Here is a 16,214-nt window from a genome sequence, read left to right as displayed (position 1 = left end):
GAAAAAACCGTCCATATTGGACGGCCATACAGTATTACGTCAACGCATTTTTTTATGTTACATAGCATGTAGTATGTAATAATATACTTATTGAGCTGCAGAATTCGCAATTACTTTATAGCGTTTATGATTCACAACTGTACGTTCTTCCATTTCTAAGCTATTGAAATTCTCCATATATGTTACATTTACAATAACCGAGTTTTCGTTTACTTTCTCGACGATTCCTTGTAAACCGTCACCAAATTCAATGACGTTGCCTAGTTCAGCTTTTTCTTCCATAACTAACAACTCCTTCATTCAATAATGTAAACATTGTGCATGAATTTCAAAAAAAGTAAAATAAAAACTATTAAATAATAAAAAAAGGGTGTATTTATTTGAGAGATTATGAAAAAGAGTTAGAAGACTTAAAAATGGGTACTATAGAAATAATCCATGTCGATAAAAATGAATTTTATGAAATAAGAGAAAAATTAATCAAAAGAGAAGATTTTAAACATTTTAGAGGAATTGCACAACAAGGTGGCAATATTTCATACGTTTATAGTGACGTTGCAAGAAGTTAAAATGTCGAATTTTGCCGAAACTTTCATCTACAGTCAAGTGGAAATAATAGTATAATAATGAACAGCTATGATGGTAAATAAATTGTAAAGGGAGGATGGAACGATGATGTCTGATGCACTACTAAAAAATTAGAATCTACACGTGAAAAAATGATTCAATCAGGGCTCGAAAAGGGCTTTTTGAATGATGAAACCATCCAATTGAGTAAAAAACTTGATGACCTTTTAAATTTGTACCAATTTCACGTTGAAAAAGAAGAAAGAAACGTTTAATCTAACGACAAATTATCGAGCACTTTCGGAAATTTATTTTTCGAAAGTGCTTTTTTGTGAGAAGATTGTGCAATCATAAGGAGATTAGTCTGTAGAAAAAATCTTTTTATGAATGATTACGATAGGTATACGTTCTCAGAAAGTTATATAGAAGGGAAAAGAACATCAACGTTAAAAAATTCAATCGACTTTTTATGGAAGTGAATTTAGAGAAAAATGTCATTTTCATAAAGGGGAAGTATGGTATGCTTCTTAGTCTTTTTGACCTTTTTTCATTTGAAAAAGAACAAAAGTGAAAACGAGAAAAGGAAAATAATGAACAATTATCACAGTAATGGAGTAGTGTGCAAGAAAAGGTATGTTGTTTCTTTTTTACTAGAAGAACTAAGAAAGCTTTTATGACGGGCGTATACATCATTATTTTTAAGAGTATGTTTCTTCCTATTATAAAGAGGTATGCTTACAAGTAGATTTTATATAGAATAAATACTAAAAATTCCGACCTTTTCTTAATAAATGAAAATCCGAATTCCAATGAATAATTATGAAGAAAGCACTTGTATAAAAATCATATTATATGTATAATTATTTTTGCTTTGAAAAAGAAATTTAAGTCATATATCATATATAGACGTTAGTATAAGAGGAGAAATAAGAAAATGAAACTAAAAGAAAAGAAAGGTCTTTCTGGTGGCGTTAATGCATACGTATTAATTTTTGGCTTGCTTGTCATTTCGGCTATTTTAACGTACATCGTGCCAGCTGGACATTACGACACGAAAGATCAAGATGGTCACAGTGTCATCATCGCAGACTCATTTAAATTTATAGAAAATACACCGGTCGGATTTTTAGATATCTTCACGAGTATTCACGAAGGTATGGTGAACGGTGCAGGTACGATTTTCTTCGTACTAATCATCGGTGGTGTATTCGGTATTATGAATGCAACAGGCGCGTTAGATACGTTTATCGTCACGTTTGCTGAAAAAATGAAACGTAAAGAAAAATTAATGATCCCTGTCTTTGTATTATTCTTTGCAGTTTGTGGTTCTACAATGGGTATGAGTGATGAAGTAGCCGTATACGTTGCTTTAATCGTACCGTTAACGATCGCATTAGGATTTGATGCGGTTACAGGTTTTGCAATCGTTGTAATGGGTGCTTGGATGGGCTTCACAGCCGGTTTCTTAAACCCATTCTCAACAGCTGTAGCGCAAGGTATTGCGGAATTACCTACTTTCTCAGGAATGGGATTACGTTTAATTATTTTTGCAGTATTCGTTGTGATGGCATCTATTTTTATTTATCGTCACGCTTCAAAAGTACAAAAAAATCCGGAGCTAGGTATTTACGGCAAGTTCGAAAAATTTAGCCCGAAAGATAAAGATAAACAATTAAAAATGACGTTTCGTCATAAACTCGTATTAATCGTCTTTTTATTAAACTTTGTCGTATTAATTTTAGGTGTAAAATTATACGATTGGTACATTCCAGAACTAGCTGGTTTATTCTTATTAGCTGGTATTATTATGGGGATTGTTGGTGGCTTAAGCCCATCAGCAATTGCGGATAATTTCGTAAAAGGTGCAAGTGAATTAATCGGTGGGGCATTAATTATCGGTTTAGCACAAGCGGTGTTAGTCGTATTCCAAAACGGTGGTTTACTAGATACGATGCTGCACTTCATGAGCGGTTTATTAGAAGGTGTACCATCTGCCTTAACAGCCGTTGTTATGATGTTCTTACAAATGGTTATTAACTTCCTCGTACCGTCTCAAAGTGGTCAAGCGGCATTAACGATGCCAATTATGGCACCACTTGCCGATTTAGTAGACGTAACACGTCAAACAGCGGTATTAGCTTTCCAATTAGGTGACGGGATTGCGGCTTTATTATTCCCGACGAACGGTGCTTTAATTGCAGCACTTGCTGTTGCAGGTATTCCTTGGAATAAATGGGTACGTTGGTATTTCCCATTCTTCCTTGCACAAGTCGTTGTAAGTATTTTATTCTTAATCGCAGCTCATTTTATGAACTACGGTCCTTTCTAATAAAAAATATAGACATTGCAATGAGAAGCCGTGATTTCTAAATCATGGCTTCTTTTTTATACATTAAAAATGTATATTTGTTCGAGAATTGTAAAAATCGGTTTATGATTGTCTTAACTTTCAAATTTTTTTGATACAATAATAATAAAAGGGGGATTTCATTCATGAAAATCGCGTTTATCGGTACAGGTGTTATGGGAAAAGGGATTATAAATAATTTGTTGCAAGCAAATCATGAAGTACATATTTATACACGTACGAAAGAAAAAGCACAATCGCTCGTAGAAAGTGGCGCTATTTGGCATGCTACTGCATCAAGTGCAACGACTGCAGCTGACGTTATTTTGACGATGGTCGGATATCCGAAAGACGTGGAAGAAGTGTATTTTGGTGAACACGGAATTTTTGAAGCGGTGAAGCAAGGGAAGATTGTCGTCGATATGACGACGTCACAACCGGCACTCGCTATTCAAATTGCGCAACATGCGAAAAAACTAGGAATGGAAGCGTTAGATGCACCTGTTTCAGGTGGGGATATCGGGGCACAAAATGGAACGCTATCGATCATGGTAGGCGGAGAAAAAGCCACATACGAAAAACTCGTACCACTTTTCGACATAATTGGGGAAAATATTGTGTACCAAGGTACTGCGGGCAGTGGTCAGCATACGAAGATGTGTAATCAAATTGCGATTGCGACGAATATGATTGGCGTTTGTGAAGCGATTGCTTACGGTAGAAAAGCTGGTTTATGTATGGAAAGCGTATTGAAATCCATTTCATCTGGTGCGGCAGGTTCGTGGTCTTTAACGAACTTAGCACCGAGAATGCTTCAAGGAGATCAAGAACCAGGGTTTTATATTATGCACATTATTAAAGATATGGGCATTGCACTCGAAGAAGCAGAACGCATGAATTTGAATTTACCGGGGTTAACATTAGCTAAATCAATGTACGATGAACTGTCTGCCAAAGGGTTTGATTTAAAAGGTACACAAGCGTTGATTGAACTGTATAATGCGTAAAATGAATGAATAAATAGTTTCAAAGTCCTTTTATATTGACATTGAATCGCCTTGTTATGTGTGATTTTTGTCTATGTTTGTTGTTATCCGCTATGATACAATGGTATTAATAAAAAGCCTGAGGGGGCGATTGTTCAATGGAAAGTAATAAAGGGATTTTATTAGAAAGTGGAACGAATGAGCTGGAAATTGTTGAATTTGAAGTAGCGAATAATAAATTTGGTATTAACGTTATTAAAGTGAAAGAAATTATTCAACCGATTCCAGTAACATTTATTCCACATGCTCATCCGAACGTGGAAGGGATTGTTCAACTACGCGGAGAAGTATTGCCAGTAGTTGATATGCAAAAAGTTCTTGGCATGAACGTGCAGCAGTACGGAGATCAACAAAAGTATATCGTTGCAGAGTTTAACAAACAAAAAGTTGTATTCCATGTAGACAATGTGACGAAAATTCACCGTATTTCATGGGATCAAATTGAAAAACCATCTGATATGTATCAAGGTGGTGGCTCACAAGTAATCGGCGTTATTAAACGTGATGATAAAATGTTATTACTATTAGATTTCGAGCGTATTATGGTCGATATTAATCCGGAATCAGGTATTCAAATTGAATCGGTTAAAAAATTAGGGGAACGTAGCCGCAGCGACAAGAAAATTGTCGTTGCAGAAGATTCGCCACTTCTTCGTAAACTATTGAATGATACGCTAACAGAAGCGGGTTATGTCAATGTGGAGTTTTTCGAAAATGGGAAAGACGCTTACGATTTTTTAGCATTTAGTGCGAAAAGAGGCGACATTGCAGATTACGTGCAGCTAGTCGTAACAGATATTGAAATGCCACAAATGGATGGACATCATCTGACGAAGAAAATTAAATCAGATGCAGCACTCCAAAAATTACCGGTCATTATTTTCTCAAGCTTAATTACAGATGATTTGCGCCATAAAGGTCTTGAAGTAGGGGCAGAGGATCAAATTAGTAAACCAGAAATTGCGGAGCTTATTTTAAAAATTGATGAACACGTCTTGTAAAGGCGAATAATACGAGTCGAAGTAAGAACGAGCGTCTTCTTCAAGTAAAAAGAAAGCGCGTTGTAGCAACGCGCTTTCTTTTTACATTAATAGCCTTGAAAATAGCCGGTGCCACGCAATTTAGGTGGAGAAGCTGATTTAATCGGACGGTTCGTATACGTGCAAAGCAATCGTTTTGCCTCTGTTAAACTCATATGACCTTGTGGATTTCGAAATTGTGGATCTAATGAGCCAAGATGTGAAAGTTGTTTCATATCTTGTTTCGTTGGCAATGTATGAAAGAAGTAGTCTGCGCATTGTACGACAACAACGGAATTTTGTTGACTATATTTCGCTCGTTGGACGAAGTGCAGGCCTACTTTATTCGCGCGCTTTTCATCGATCATCTTTTGAAGTGCTTCACGCTTTAATGCGTATAAATACTGATTGTTTGGAGCTGTTTTGGCATGCTTATTAACAGTGAAGATGGCTAATGCTAGTCGTTGATCTGAAATAGATGAAATCATGTCAACCTTCCTTTCCCAAGATGATTTTTAAGGAAAATCAGGCCATTCAATTTAAAGTCTTCATTATTTTAACAAGCTTTAAGTAGAAAGTATAGATGATTGTATGATAATTCAATTAAATGAACGATAAAGGATGTGCTTTCATGACGACGTATCAAACAGCTATTATTGATATCGGTTCGAATACCGTTCGCCTCGTTATTTATCAATATAGTGCCAAAACAGGGTTAAAAGAAATAGAGAATATTAAAGCGGTAGCGAGACTCCGTAGTTTTTTAAATGAAGAAGGATGGTTAGCGCAAAAAGGAATTGATTTATTACAATCCATTTTGACGTCATTCAAGGTGATTTTAGAAGATTATGAAGTCGTGCATACGCGAGCAATTGCGACGGCTTCTGTGCGCCAAGCGAAAAATGGTGCACAAATCATTCAACAAATGAAAGATCATGTAGGATTTGATATTGAATTGCTGTCAGAAGAACAAGAAGCTTTTTACGGGTATTATGCGGTCGTACATACGACGTCTACTCCATCCGGTGTTACGATTGATATGGGGGGCGGTAGTACGGAGTTGACGTACTTCGATGAAAAAGAACTCGTCGATTCGATTAGCTTGCCTTTCGGTTCGGTATCTTTGAAGCAACAGTTCGTATCAGGCGACGTATTAACAAGTTCTGAAAGACGCGCTGTTTATGAGTTTGCGAAAGAGCAGTTTGAACGTGTACCGTGGTTAAAAGGGTTGAATCTACCGGTTATTGGAATCGGTGGTAGTGCGAGGAATATGGCAACGTATGACCAGCATCGTCAAGATTATCCACTATCAGGTGTACATCAATATCGAATTACGCGAGAAGATTTCGTCGCCATTGCGGAAAAACTAACGACGATGCAATTAGAGCAACTTCAAAAATTAGACGGCCTATCGAGTGATCGTGCAGACATTATCGGACCGGTTATTGAAGTGTTCCATGCATTGATGGACGTCGTTGGTGCTCAAAAATTCCAATTTAGTCGTAAAGGGTTGCGGGAAGGACTCGTTATTCAAATGATCTTAAAACGAGATCCGCATGCGTTTGATCGTTACGATGTGTTTTCAACGACGGCGAAATTTTTATGTACAGAATTTAATAAAGATCATAGCCAAATCGCACATCACGATTATTTAGCGAGCATGCTTTATGCGCAGCTCGGTTCGATTGGTGCTGTGAGTTGGAATGCGACGAATTTACGCTATTTGCAACAAGCCGCTAAAGTTTATTTTTTAGGGGAATATATTGATAAGGACGCTGCGAGCCAGCATACTTTCTATATCTTATCGAACCGTGCAATCGATGGATTGAATCATAAAGAAAGAGTAAGGCTTGCTCTGTTAGCATCTTATAAAAATAAAGATAATTTTAAACGATATTCTGAGCCGTTTCAGCATTGGTATGGGGACCAAGAGTTGAAAATGTTTCAAGAATTAGGAGCCATTTTAAAATTTGCTTATGCGCTAGATGCGACGCAACGAAATGTCGTACGCAAAATTCGTTTGTTCGACCGAGAAGATACGGTGGAAGTTCATATTTATACGAGTCGTAACTCGTTGGCAGAACAATATCGAACGAATCGACAAGCGAAACATATTGAGCGCATTGTGAAAAAGCCAATCGTTTTAAAATTTATAGAAGAGGAAGGATAAAGTATGAATCAGTTAGCTACCTTAGAAGAAATTGCTTTACCAAAATATTATAACAACCGAGAATTAAGCTGGTTAGCCTTCAATGAACGCGTATTAGAAGAAGCGGAAGATGAACGTAATCCATTGTTAGAACGGTTACGTTTTTTAGCAATCTTTAGCTCGAATTTAGATGAGTTTTTTATGGTACGTGTAGCAGGGTTACAAGACCAAGTTAAAGCGAATTTTCATAAACCAGAAAACAAAGCGGGGCTCACGCCGAAAGAACAACTGGCGCGTATTGAAGCGCGTACACGCCAATTGATTACACGTCAAATGGACGTATACAAGCAGCTCGTTTATAACGAGTTGCCGAAAGAACAGATTTCAATTTTGAAAACGAAGCATTTAAATGTGGAACAGCGCGAGTACGTTCAAACGTATTTTGACGAAACGATTTTCCCAGTATTGACGCCAATTGCCGTGGATGCCTATCGTCCTTTTCCAACATTATTAAATAAAACGCAAAATTTAATCGTCATTTTAGAGCAACAAAATGATGAGGAAGAGTTAAAAGAAAAAGTAGCTATCGTTCAAGTACCGTCTGTACTAGACCGTGTTATTCGTATCCCAAGTGCAATGGATGAAATTTGCGGCGTATTGCTAGAAGATATGATCGTTCAAAACATCGATGAACTATTTTTAGGATACAAAGTGAAATCCGTTCAATCATTCCGACTTACACGAAATGCAGATTTGACGATTCACGAAGAAGGCGCGCGTGATTTACTCGTTGAAATTGAAAAAGAATTGAAGAAACGAAAATGGGGAGCGACGACGCGCATTGAAGTACGTTCAGGAGAAATTGATGACAACGTACTCGAATTTCTTTTAGAAGAATTAGAGGATTGGGATGCACAAATTTTCCGTTTAGATGGCCCTCTTGATTTAACGTTTTTATTCAGTTTTTGTAAGATGGTCGCAGAAGGGCGCGAATCACTTGAATACGAAAGTTTTATTCCGCAAGCACCTGAATCACTTGCGTATGATGAAGATTTATTCGAAAAAGCATTAAAAGAAGATATTTTCTTCCATCACCCGTACGAGTCTTTCCAACCGATCGTTGATTTTGTAACAGATGCGGCACAGGATCCAGACGTTTTAGCGATTAAGCAAACGTTGTATCGTGTAAGTGGCAACTCACCGGTCATTCGTGCATTGAAGCAAGCAGCGGAGAATGGCAAGCAAGTAACCGTTCTCGTTGAGTTGAAGGCACGTTTTGACGAGGAAAATAACGTACACTGGGCGAAAGAATTAGAGCAAGCGGGTTGCCTCGTTATTTATGGCATGCACAATTTAAAAACACATTCTAAAATTACGCTCGTCGTTCGTAAACGACAAGGTCGTATTGAGCGCTTTGTTCATTTAGGAACGGGGAATTACAACGATGCGACAGCTAAAATTTATACGGATATGGGCATCATTACGACGAATAAAAAAATTGGTGTCGATGCGACGAACTTCTTTAATTATTTAAGTGGTTATACGAATAAACCAGACTTTGGACATCTTGTCGTATCCCCGTACGATATTCGGGATGCGTTTTTACGTTTGATTGATGAAGAAATTGCTTTTCATAAACAATTTGGTAACGGGGCTATTAAGGCTAAAATGAACTCGCTTACAGATAAAGCTTTAATTATGAAGTTATACGAAGCATCAATTGCCGGTGTGCACGTTGATTTGATTATTCGTGGTATTTGTTGCTTACGCCCAGGTATTCCAGGCATTAGTGAACATATTACGGTGACGAGTATCGTTGGGCGATTTTTAGAGCATTCGCGTATTTATTGGTTCCATCATAATGGGGAGAATAAATTATACTTATCTTCGGCAGATATGATGACGCGCAATATGATTAAACGTGTGGAAATTTTATTCCCAATTTTTGATACGACGATTAAACAACGTATTATGGATGCGGTTAATACAGAATTAGAAGATAATGTGAAAGCACGCGTACAAGATGCGAATGGGGTGTATCATTATAAAGAGCAACGTGGTCAAAAGGCTGTCGATAGTCAAAATGTTTTTCTGAAGCAAGCGTATCGCGTATTGAATGATGAAGAATAAATAACGCTAGATTGCTTTTGCTATAAGTATTCTTTTCATCGATTTTATCAAAATGTTATGAGTAGAATGAAAAGAGATGCTTATGATATGATGAAAAAAGAAGGACTTAAAAGCAATAGAGAAAAAGGGGTTCTGGAAGATGATTTCTTTGAGCAAAAGAGAGTTTTTAGAAATGCCCGTAGAAGAGTTTATCATTCCTGCTGAAAAAGTCGCACACGTTCAATTAGGAAATAACGTAGAACATGCATTACTTGTGCTGACGAAGAGTGGTTATTCGGCAATTCCCGTACTTGATGCACAATTTCATTTTTGTGGTTTGATCAGTGCTCGAATGATTATGGATTCCATCTTAGGGTTAGAACGAATTGAATATGAAAAATTAGAAGATACGTGTGTAGATGATGTAATGGATGAACAAATTGCGACATTGAACGTACATGAAACATTTAAAAGAGCGTTAGATTTAGTCATTAATCATGCTTTTTTATGTGTAGTAGATGATGACCATCATTTCGTCGGCATTATGACACGTCGTGTTATTTTAAAACAATTAAAAAAATATGTTTATCAATCATAAGTAGTAAAAAGATAGCGGAACGTTTGTCGTTTCGGCTATCTTTTTTCGTTTTAAGCGTATATGAACACGATTCTCAATTACTCTGATACAATGAAATTAATGTTATTAGGAGGTTTTTTTAATGACGACATCGGAAGCGGAAATGATGAAAGTATTAGCAGAAGAAGGGAATATGCGTCGTGCGGCAGAACGCTTATTTTTATCGCAGCCAGCTCTTTCACAACGCCTGCAAACAATTGAGAAAGACTGGGGAGCGAAGTTGTTTTTACGTTCCCAAAAAGGTTTGACAGCGACACCACCTGGAGAACTTGTGATTCAGTATGCAAATGAAATGTTAAATAAACGAGAAGAAGTGTTTGAAACGATTCAAGCATTGAATTCGAAAGTGCACGGAACGTTAAAAATTGCGTGTGCTTCAATTGTTGGTCATACGTGGCTACCGAAAGTGTTGAAAGAGTTTGTGACGCTTTATCCAGATGCAAAAATTTCACTTATTACAGGGTGGAGTTCAGAAATTTTGAAAGCAATTTATGAAGGGGAAGCACATATTGGCATTATACGTGGTCATACGGATTGGAAAGGTCCGAAAGAACATTTATTCCGCGATACACTTTATTTAGTCGATACAGAAATTGAATCGTTAGACGAAGTATTTGAAACGGAAAGACCGTTTATTCAGTTTAAAAGTGACTCGAATTACTATCAAGAAATTCAACAATGGTGGCAACGCCATTTTACGTCTAATCCGAAACATCAAATTATCGTAGACCAAATTGAAACGTGTAAACAAATGGCATTGAATGGGATTGGTTATGCGATTTTACCGTCGATTACATTAAGCGGACATGAAAATATTCATAAAATCGATTTAAATGCAGATACCGAAGCATTCGAATTAACGCGAGATACGTGGTTAATTGGTTATGAAACGTCTTTACAACTCCGCCAAGTACAAGCATTTACAGACATTGTGAAGCAACAAGCGCAATGTTTATATGATTATTCTAAAAATAAGTGAAATTTCTGAAAAAGTCGTGTACAATGTATATTAATTCATTTAATACATAGGAGGCACGTCTCAATGCAAAAATTAACTGCACAAGAAATCATTCAATATTTAGCGGATGCTAAAAAAGCAACACCGGTCAAAGTTTACGTTAAAGGTGAAGGTGTTGCGAAGTTATCATACGGTGAAGAAAGCCAAGTGTTCGGCGAAGGAAATACAGCGGTCGTATTCGGCAACTGGCAAGAAATTGCGCCTGTATTAGAAGCAAACGCAACAACAATTGAAGATTATGTTGTTGAAAATGATCGACGTAATTCAGCAGTTCCAACATTGGACTTAAAAGGTATTAATGCTCGCATTGAGCCAGGTGCAATTATTCGTGATGAAGTAACAATCGGTGATAATGCGGTCATTATGATGGGTGCAGTCATTAACATCGGTGCAGAAATTGGCGCACGTACGATGATTGACATGAACGCTGTATTAGGCGGTCGTGCAACAGTTGGCGAAGATTGTCACGTAGGCGCAGGCGCTGTTTTAGCCGGCGTAATTGAGCCACCAAGCGCAGATCCTGTTATTCTTGAGAAGAATGTAATGGTCGGTGCCAATGCGGTTATTTTAGAAGGCGTACACGTCGGTGAAGGTGCAGTTGTTGCAGCTGGAGCAATCGTGACACAAAATGTTCCTGCATACACAGTCGTTGCGGGCGTACCTGCACGTGTTATTAAAGAAATCGATGAAAAAACAAAATCAAAAACTGAAATTATGCAAGACTTGCGTAAAATTTAATAAAGTAAGTCGCCTCAATTGTTTATTTGAGGCGGCTTTTTTTATAAATAGGAGTGTTTAGATGAAACCATTAGTAGAAATGCGTCGAGACTTACATCAAATTCCAGAAGTCGGCTTTGAAGAATTCAAAACGCAGCACTATTTATTAGCGGCGATTGAACAAGTCAAACAGCCTTATTTTGAGGTAGAGACGTGGCGTACGGGGATTATTTTAAAAATTGAAGGGAAAAATCCAACGTTAAAAATTGGCTGGCGTACAGATATTGATGCACTTGCTATTGCAGAAGAGACGGATCTTCCTTTTGCGTCAAAACACGAAGGCTATATGCATGCGTGTGGACACGATTGTCATATGACGATTGCACTCGGACTTGTAGCAGATTTTGCAAAAGAACAACCAGATGAAACGATGATTATTTACTTCCAACCAGCAGAAGAAAGCCCGGGTGGAGCAAAACCGATGCTTGCTTATTTAAAAGAATCGCGTCCAGAACTTGTGCCAGACTACATATTTGCTTGTCATATCGCACCAGAATATCCTGTTGGTACAGTAGCGACAAGACCGGGGATGCTTTTTGCAAATACGTCTGAACTTTTCATTGATTTGAAAGGACAAGGTGGCCATGCAGCGCGTCCGCATTTAACGAAAGACATGACGGTCGTTGCCGCGAATTTAATTTTGCAGTTGCAAACGATTGTTAGCCGTAATATCGATCCACTCGATAGCGGTGTCGTGACGATTGGTAAAATGACGAGTGGTGTCGTTCAAAACATTGTTGCGGCGAATGCTCGTTTAGAAGGAACGATTCGCACGATGTCTGCTGAATCAATGACGTTGATTAAAGAGCGTATTACGAAATTATGTAAAGCAACAGAAATAGCGTACGATTGTGAAGTAACAATTGACTGGGGTTCTGGCTATTATCAAGTGTTCAATGAAGAGAAAAGTGCGAATGCGCTGTTACGGTATGCGAGTGAAGTCGAAGGTGTGACAGCGTACGAATGTGATGCTGCGATGACCGGGGAAGATTTTGGTTTCTTCTTGAAAGAGTTACCTGGCGCAATGTTTTGGGCAGGTGCGAATACACCGTACGGATTACACGATGCAAAAATGAGCCCAGATGAGCGTTTATTACCGATTACTACACAATTTGTTGCCGGATTTTTAAGACAGTTCAAAGGGGAATAAATAATATAAAAAGAGGCTGGAATGAAACTTTAGTCAAATAAGAAAAGACGTGAATGATGAACTGACCCATGAAAGTGAGACAGTGAAAAAGACACTTCTTTTAAGCTAAATGTGACGGACGCTTTCCTCTGGGGCATGGCAAAAGCCTCCTCGCTCGCAAGCTTACTATAGGGTCTTCTGCTCACTAGGAGTCGCCGTCAAATTCTTATTGAACCATCTTTTTTCGGTATTGTACTGGAGAAAGATGGTTTTACTTTGCTAAAATCCGAGTATTCGTACAGTAGTTGATGTATGCTTGAACGCTTTGAACGACAATGTCATTTGTTGTTCTCAAAAGCTATTCAAAATCAAACGTTTCGCACGTTAGGCATGGCATGGAACGTTTCAATTAATTTTTCTTCAAACGGTTCTTTTCCGACACGATCTTGTTTACCGATTAGTTGTTGTAAACGACGCAACTCCACCTTTTCATACTAATTTGCCTACTGATAAAGTTGCCTGTCATTTTTAATTCCACATACGTTCATCACTTTCATTTTTGTTTCGTATGAATATTTTTTCCATCAAAAAACACTTCCAAAGATTTGATCCCTTTGAAAGTGTCTTTTCCTTTTTATGTTCTCATTTCTTTTTATTATGCTTCAGTTGAGACTGGATTTTTTTTTCGTCCATTGACGTAGTACGAGATAGCCAATGAATAAAATGACTGCGCCGAGTGCGAATGGTGCATCTAATTTCCAATCGAGTAGTGTTCCTGCAAGTGCAGGACCTACCATCGTTCCAAGTGACATATAAGCGGTATTCATTCCTGCAGCAAAACCTTGTTCGTCCCCAGCGGATTTGGAAACGAGTGTATTGATTGCTGGGCGAATTAATGTCGTTGCAATTTGGAAAATTGTTGCGACGAATAAAATAAGGAAGTAGCCACTTACGAAAATCATACAAATAAATGTGACTGCGGCAACGAGTAAACTCCATAATACGATGTTTAATTCACCGAATTTTTTAAACAGACGGCTCAGTAATACACCTTGTATAATGACACCGGCAAATCCACCGACAGTCATTAAGATGGCAATATCGTTTGCTGAGTAATCAAATTTATACGTTAAGTACATCGATAATGTCGCTTGGAAATTAGCGATACCGAATGAAAAAATAAATACGACAACGAGCATAATGAAGTACGGTTTTTTCGTCGAGCGAATAATTTCTTTCACGATGTTGTTCGACGATTTTGCAGCAGGTACTTTCGGTATGATGTTCGTAAGGAAGAGGAGTGCGAGTAAACTCGTAATGATTGCTGCTGAACCAGCTACGTAAAATGGAAAATGCAAGTTTACGTTTGAAAGTGCACCCCCGATTCCGGGTCCAATCATGAAGCCAAATGAAATGGCTGCGCCGATGAGTCCCATTGCTTTCCCTCTCGTTTCAAGCGTTGTAATATCGGCGGCATATGCCATAACAGAAGGCATAATGAAAGCCGCTCCGACGCCAGTTAAGAAACGCCATAAAAAAAGTTCAAATAAATGACCTGATAAAGCGAAGCCGATTTGGGCAATCCCTGTAATTAATAACCCGACGACAATTAATTTTTTACGACCGATTCGATCGGATAAATTTCCTGCGAGTGGGGAAAAAATAAATTGTGCGAAAGCGATAACGGCGATTAAAAAGCCGAGTACTTGACCGGCTGCCCCGAATGTTTTTAAATAAGCGGGCATTATAGGAATGATTAGTCCGATACCGCTCATCGTAATGAACATAATGAACATTAATAAAACTAAAGTAAAGCGTGGATGTTTCATCTTTTCCCCTCCGATTACTCCATAAAAAATGAGTACTGTAAGTTGATTATAGCCTTACGAGAAATCGCATCGCAACTATACTGAACGAAATCAGTAAAAAGTCGTAGAAGGAAAAAGATGATAATAATGAAAAACCTCATCGAATACATATTTGATGAGGTTTTTCATTATTATTTAATTGTTACTTTAATTTTTTGTGTTTGTTTTTTCGCCTTATTCGTTACAGTTACGTAAGACGTTCCTTTTGAAATAGCTTTAATCGTATACGTATTCGATACTTTTGTTTTTTATTGCTCGATTTTACAGAAACGTTCGGTGATGTTTCATAATCAAAGCGTTTCAATGTTGAGAATGTATACGATTTTCCTTTTTTCAATGAAATCGTTTTTGGTAACGTTGGTTTTGGTAATGCAGTAGCTAAATTAAAGAACTTCACTTTGTAATTGATCGTCGTCGCTTTATTGTTTTTCAATAAGCCGGTAATTTTGATTGTATACGTTTCGCCAGCTTTATAAGCAAAATCAGTTGTGTTTGGCTTCCAAACAATGGCGTTCATATATCCGTAACCAGAAGGGCTGACACTATAATGTTGCCCTTTTTTTAAATTGTTAGACGTAATAGAAACGGTTTTTTTGCGTTTTTCATCGTGATTTTTACTTTGTTTGAAATCGTAAAGTTTTTGCCTAGAGATAAAGAGAAAGGTGTCGACGTTGTCATGAGTTGTGTCGGCATACTTTGCGCAGGCCAAGCGATTTTCGCAGATGCATAATTTTTTGCTGTTAAGCCCCAACCACCAGGTTCATTTAAATCAGCTGCGGACCATTTATAAAGCCCTTTTAATTGTTGATTAACTGTCGCTTTGTTGTCGAAGACGTAGTTCGCTGTGTAAGCACCTACTTTACCGAATCCAGTAGAACGAAGAGAAGGGTTCAATAACCATTTTCTATGTCCGACAGCCGACATATTTCCGCCACCATCATACATATAACCTTGGAGAATCGAACGCTGAATGTTTGGATAGCCGACACCAATATTACTAGATAAGCCACCGAGTGCCCCTTTTCGATACGTTTTGCTCGTACTGCTCATGCCTACAGGAACGCTAATTTGGTGAGCAAGTGTTTTATTTTTATCCATTAAATAAGCCGCTGTTTGTGCGATGTTCGAAAAGTTTTTGTGTTCTTTCACTTGAGGTAAGCCAGTAAGAAGACGCACGAAGTTTAATGAGTTAAGTGCAGCGGTATTGTCTGTTTTACCGACTGTTTTTGAAGAAGTTTTTGTTATGTATTTTTGTTCTTCAGATAGTGCTAGAGGGTGTTTCGTAAGATATGTATTTATCGTTTTCTCAGATGGAACTTTACCTGTGATTCCTTCTGCTGATGCTGTTGTTGCACTCGTAAATAGTGCGGCAGTTAATGCGAAAACTGCAAGTGTCTTTTTCATTTGTTTCACTCCCGAAAGTCAGTATAGCAAATGAAAAACAGAAAAAAATGAGCCGTACTCGTTATTCTATTTATGAGTGATGGGACTTAAAATGAGAAAGATTTATGCATCGAATGTTTGTCATACTATCTTTTTTTCATTTGT

Annotated in this window: 16 protein-coding genes; 11 read left to right on the top strand and 5 right to left on the bottom strand. The window is 37.8% G+C overall.

Going from position 1 to position 16,214, the window contains the following annotated elements; translation table 11 throughout:
- Nucleotides 1–87 precede the first annotated feature (87 nt).
- Nucleotides 88–282, bottom strand: coding sequence for a YkvS family protein (locus KSHG_RS03600; protein ID WP_010301946.1), 195 nt, complete (start codon nt 280–282; stop codon nt 88–90).
- A 98-nt stretch (nt 283–380) separates the two neighbouring features.
- Between KSHG_RS03600 and KSHG_RS03595 the strand changes: the two genes are divergently transcribed.
- From KSHG_RS03595 to KSHG_RS03580, 5 genes are all read left to right on the top strand, one after another.
- Nucleotides 381–569, top strand: coding sequence for a hypothetical protein (locus tag KSHG_RS03595; protein ID WP_010301942.1), 189 nt, complete (start codon nt 381–383; stop codon nt 567–569).
- Between the two features lie 150 nt (nt 570–719).
- Complete coding sequence (locus KSHG_RS19200) at nt 720–842, top strand: aspartyl-phosphate phosphatase Spo0E family protein (RefSeq protein ID WP_083844833.1); 123 nt, start codon at nt 720–722, stop codon at nt 840–842.
- A gap of 659 nt (nt 843–1,501) precedes the next feature.
- Nucleotides 1,502–2,896, top strand: coding sequence for a YfcC family protein (locus tag KSHG_RS03590; RefSeq protein ID WP_010301939.1), 1,395 nt, complete (start codon nt 1,502–1,504; stop codon nt 2,894–2,896).
- 164 nt (nt 2,897–3,060) lie between these two features.
- Nucleotides 3,061–3,921, top strand: coding sequence for an NAD(P)-dependent oxidoreductase (locus tag KSHG_RS03585; RefSeq protein WP_010301937.1), 861 nt, complete (start codon nt 3,061–3,063; stop codon nt 3,919–3,921).
- Nucleotides 3,922–4,058: 137 nt separating this feature from the next.
- Nucleotides 4,059–4,961, top strand: a complete 903-nt coding sequence (locus KSHG_RS03580; RefSeq protein ID WP_010301935.1) for a chemotaxis protein — start codon at nt 4,059–4,061, stop codon at nt 4,959–4,961.
- Nucleotides 4,962–5,047: 86 nt separating this feature from the next.
- Here KSHG_RS03580 and KSHG_RS03575 read toward each other — a convergent pair whose 3' ends face one another.
- Nucleotides 5,048–5,467, bottom strand: a complete 420-nt coding sequence (locus KSHG_RS03575; protein ID WP_010301932.1) for a YkyB family protein — start codon at nt 5,465–5,467, stop codon at nt 5,048–5,050.
- Nucleotides 5,468–5,610: 143 nt separating this feature from the next.
- On the opposite strand from KSHG_RS03575, the gene KSHG_RS03570 reads away from it, so the two are divergent.
- From KSHG_RS03570 to KSHG_RS03545, 6 genes are all read left to right on the top strand, one after another.
- Nucleotides 5,611–7,149, top strand: coding sequence for a Ppx/GppA family phosphatase (locus KSHG_RS03570; protein ID WP_010301930.1), 1,539 nt, complete (start codon nt 5,611–5,613; stop codon nt 7,147–7,149).
- 3 nt (nt 7,150–7,152) lie between these two features.
- Nucleotides 7,153–9,258, top strand: a complete 2,106-nt coding sequence (locus KSHG_RS03565) for an RNA degradosome polyphosphate kinase (protein ID WP_010301926.1) — start codon at nt 7,153–7,155, stop codon at nt 9,256–9,258.
- Nucleotides 9,259–9,397: 139 nt separating this feature from the next.
- The gene (gene cbpB / locus KSHG_RS03560; protein WP_010301923.1) at nt 9,398–9,835 is read left to right on the top strand and encodes a cyclic-di-AMP-binding protein CbpB; all 438 of its coding nucleotides are present in this window, start codon (nt 9,398–9,400) and stop codon (nt 9,833–9,835) included.
- Between the two features lie 121 nt (nt 9,836–9,956).
- Complete coding sequence (locus KSHG_RS03555; RefSeq protein WP_010301920.1) at nt 9,957–10,853, top strand: LysR family transcriptional regulator; 897 nt, start codon at nt 9,957–9,959, stop codon at nt 10,851–10,853.
- A 63-nt stretch (nt 10,854–10,916) separates the two neighbouring features.
- A complete protein-coding gene (dapD, locus tag KSHG_RS03550) occupies nt 10,917–11,630 on the top strand; it encodes a 2,3,4,5-tetrahydropyridine-2,6-dicarboxylate N-acetyltransferase (RefSeq protein WP_010301918.1) in 714 nt (237 codons plus the stop codon).
- Nucleotides 11,631–11,691: 61 nt separating this feature from the next.
- A complete protein-coding gene (locus tag KSHG_RS03545) occupies nt 11,692–12,819 on the top strand; it encodes an N-acetyldiaminopimelate deacetylase (protein ID WP_010301915.1) in 1,128 nt (375 codons plus the stop codon).
- 641 nt (nt 12,820–13,460) lie between these two features.
- Here the strand turns inward: KSHG_RS03545 and KSHG_RS03535 are convergent.
- From KSHG_RS03535 to KSHG_RS03525, 3 genes are all read right to left on the bottom strand, one after another.
- A complete protein-coding gene (locus KSHG_RS03535) occupies nt 13,461–14,627 on the bottom strand; it encodes an MFS transporter (RefSeq protein ID WP_010301912.1) in 1,167 nt (388 codons plus the stop codon).
- A gap of 226 nt (nt 14,628–14,853) precedes the next feature.
- The gene (locus KSHG_RS03530; RefSeq protein ID WP_010301907.1) at nt 14,854–15,183 is read right to left on the bottom strand and encodes a hypothetical protein; all 330 of its coding nucleotides are present in this window, start codon (nt 15,181–15,183) and stop codon (nt 14,854–14,856) included.
- A 44-nt stretch (nt 15,184–15,227) separates the two neighbouring features.
- Nucleotides 15,228–16,070: a CAP domain-containing protein gene (locus tag KSHG_RS03525; RefSeq protein ID WP_010301904.1), complete on the bottom strand. Its 843-nt coding sequence runs from the start codon at nt 16,068–16,070 to the stop codon at nt 15,228–15,230.
- Nucleotides 16,071–16,214: the final 144 nt, after the last annotated feature.

This window comes from Kurthia senegalensis (assembly GCF_000285595.1).
Lineage (GTDB): Bacteria > Bacillota > Bacilli > Bacillales_A > Planococcaceae > Kurthia > Kurthia senegalensis.
Note: the sequence above shows the minus strand (reverse complement) of the source record. Positions and strands in the feature narration are given on the sequence as shown.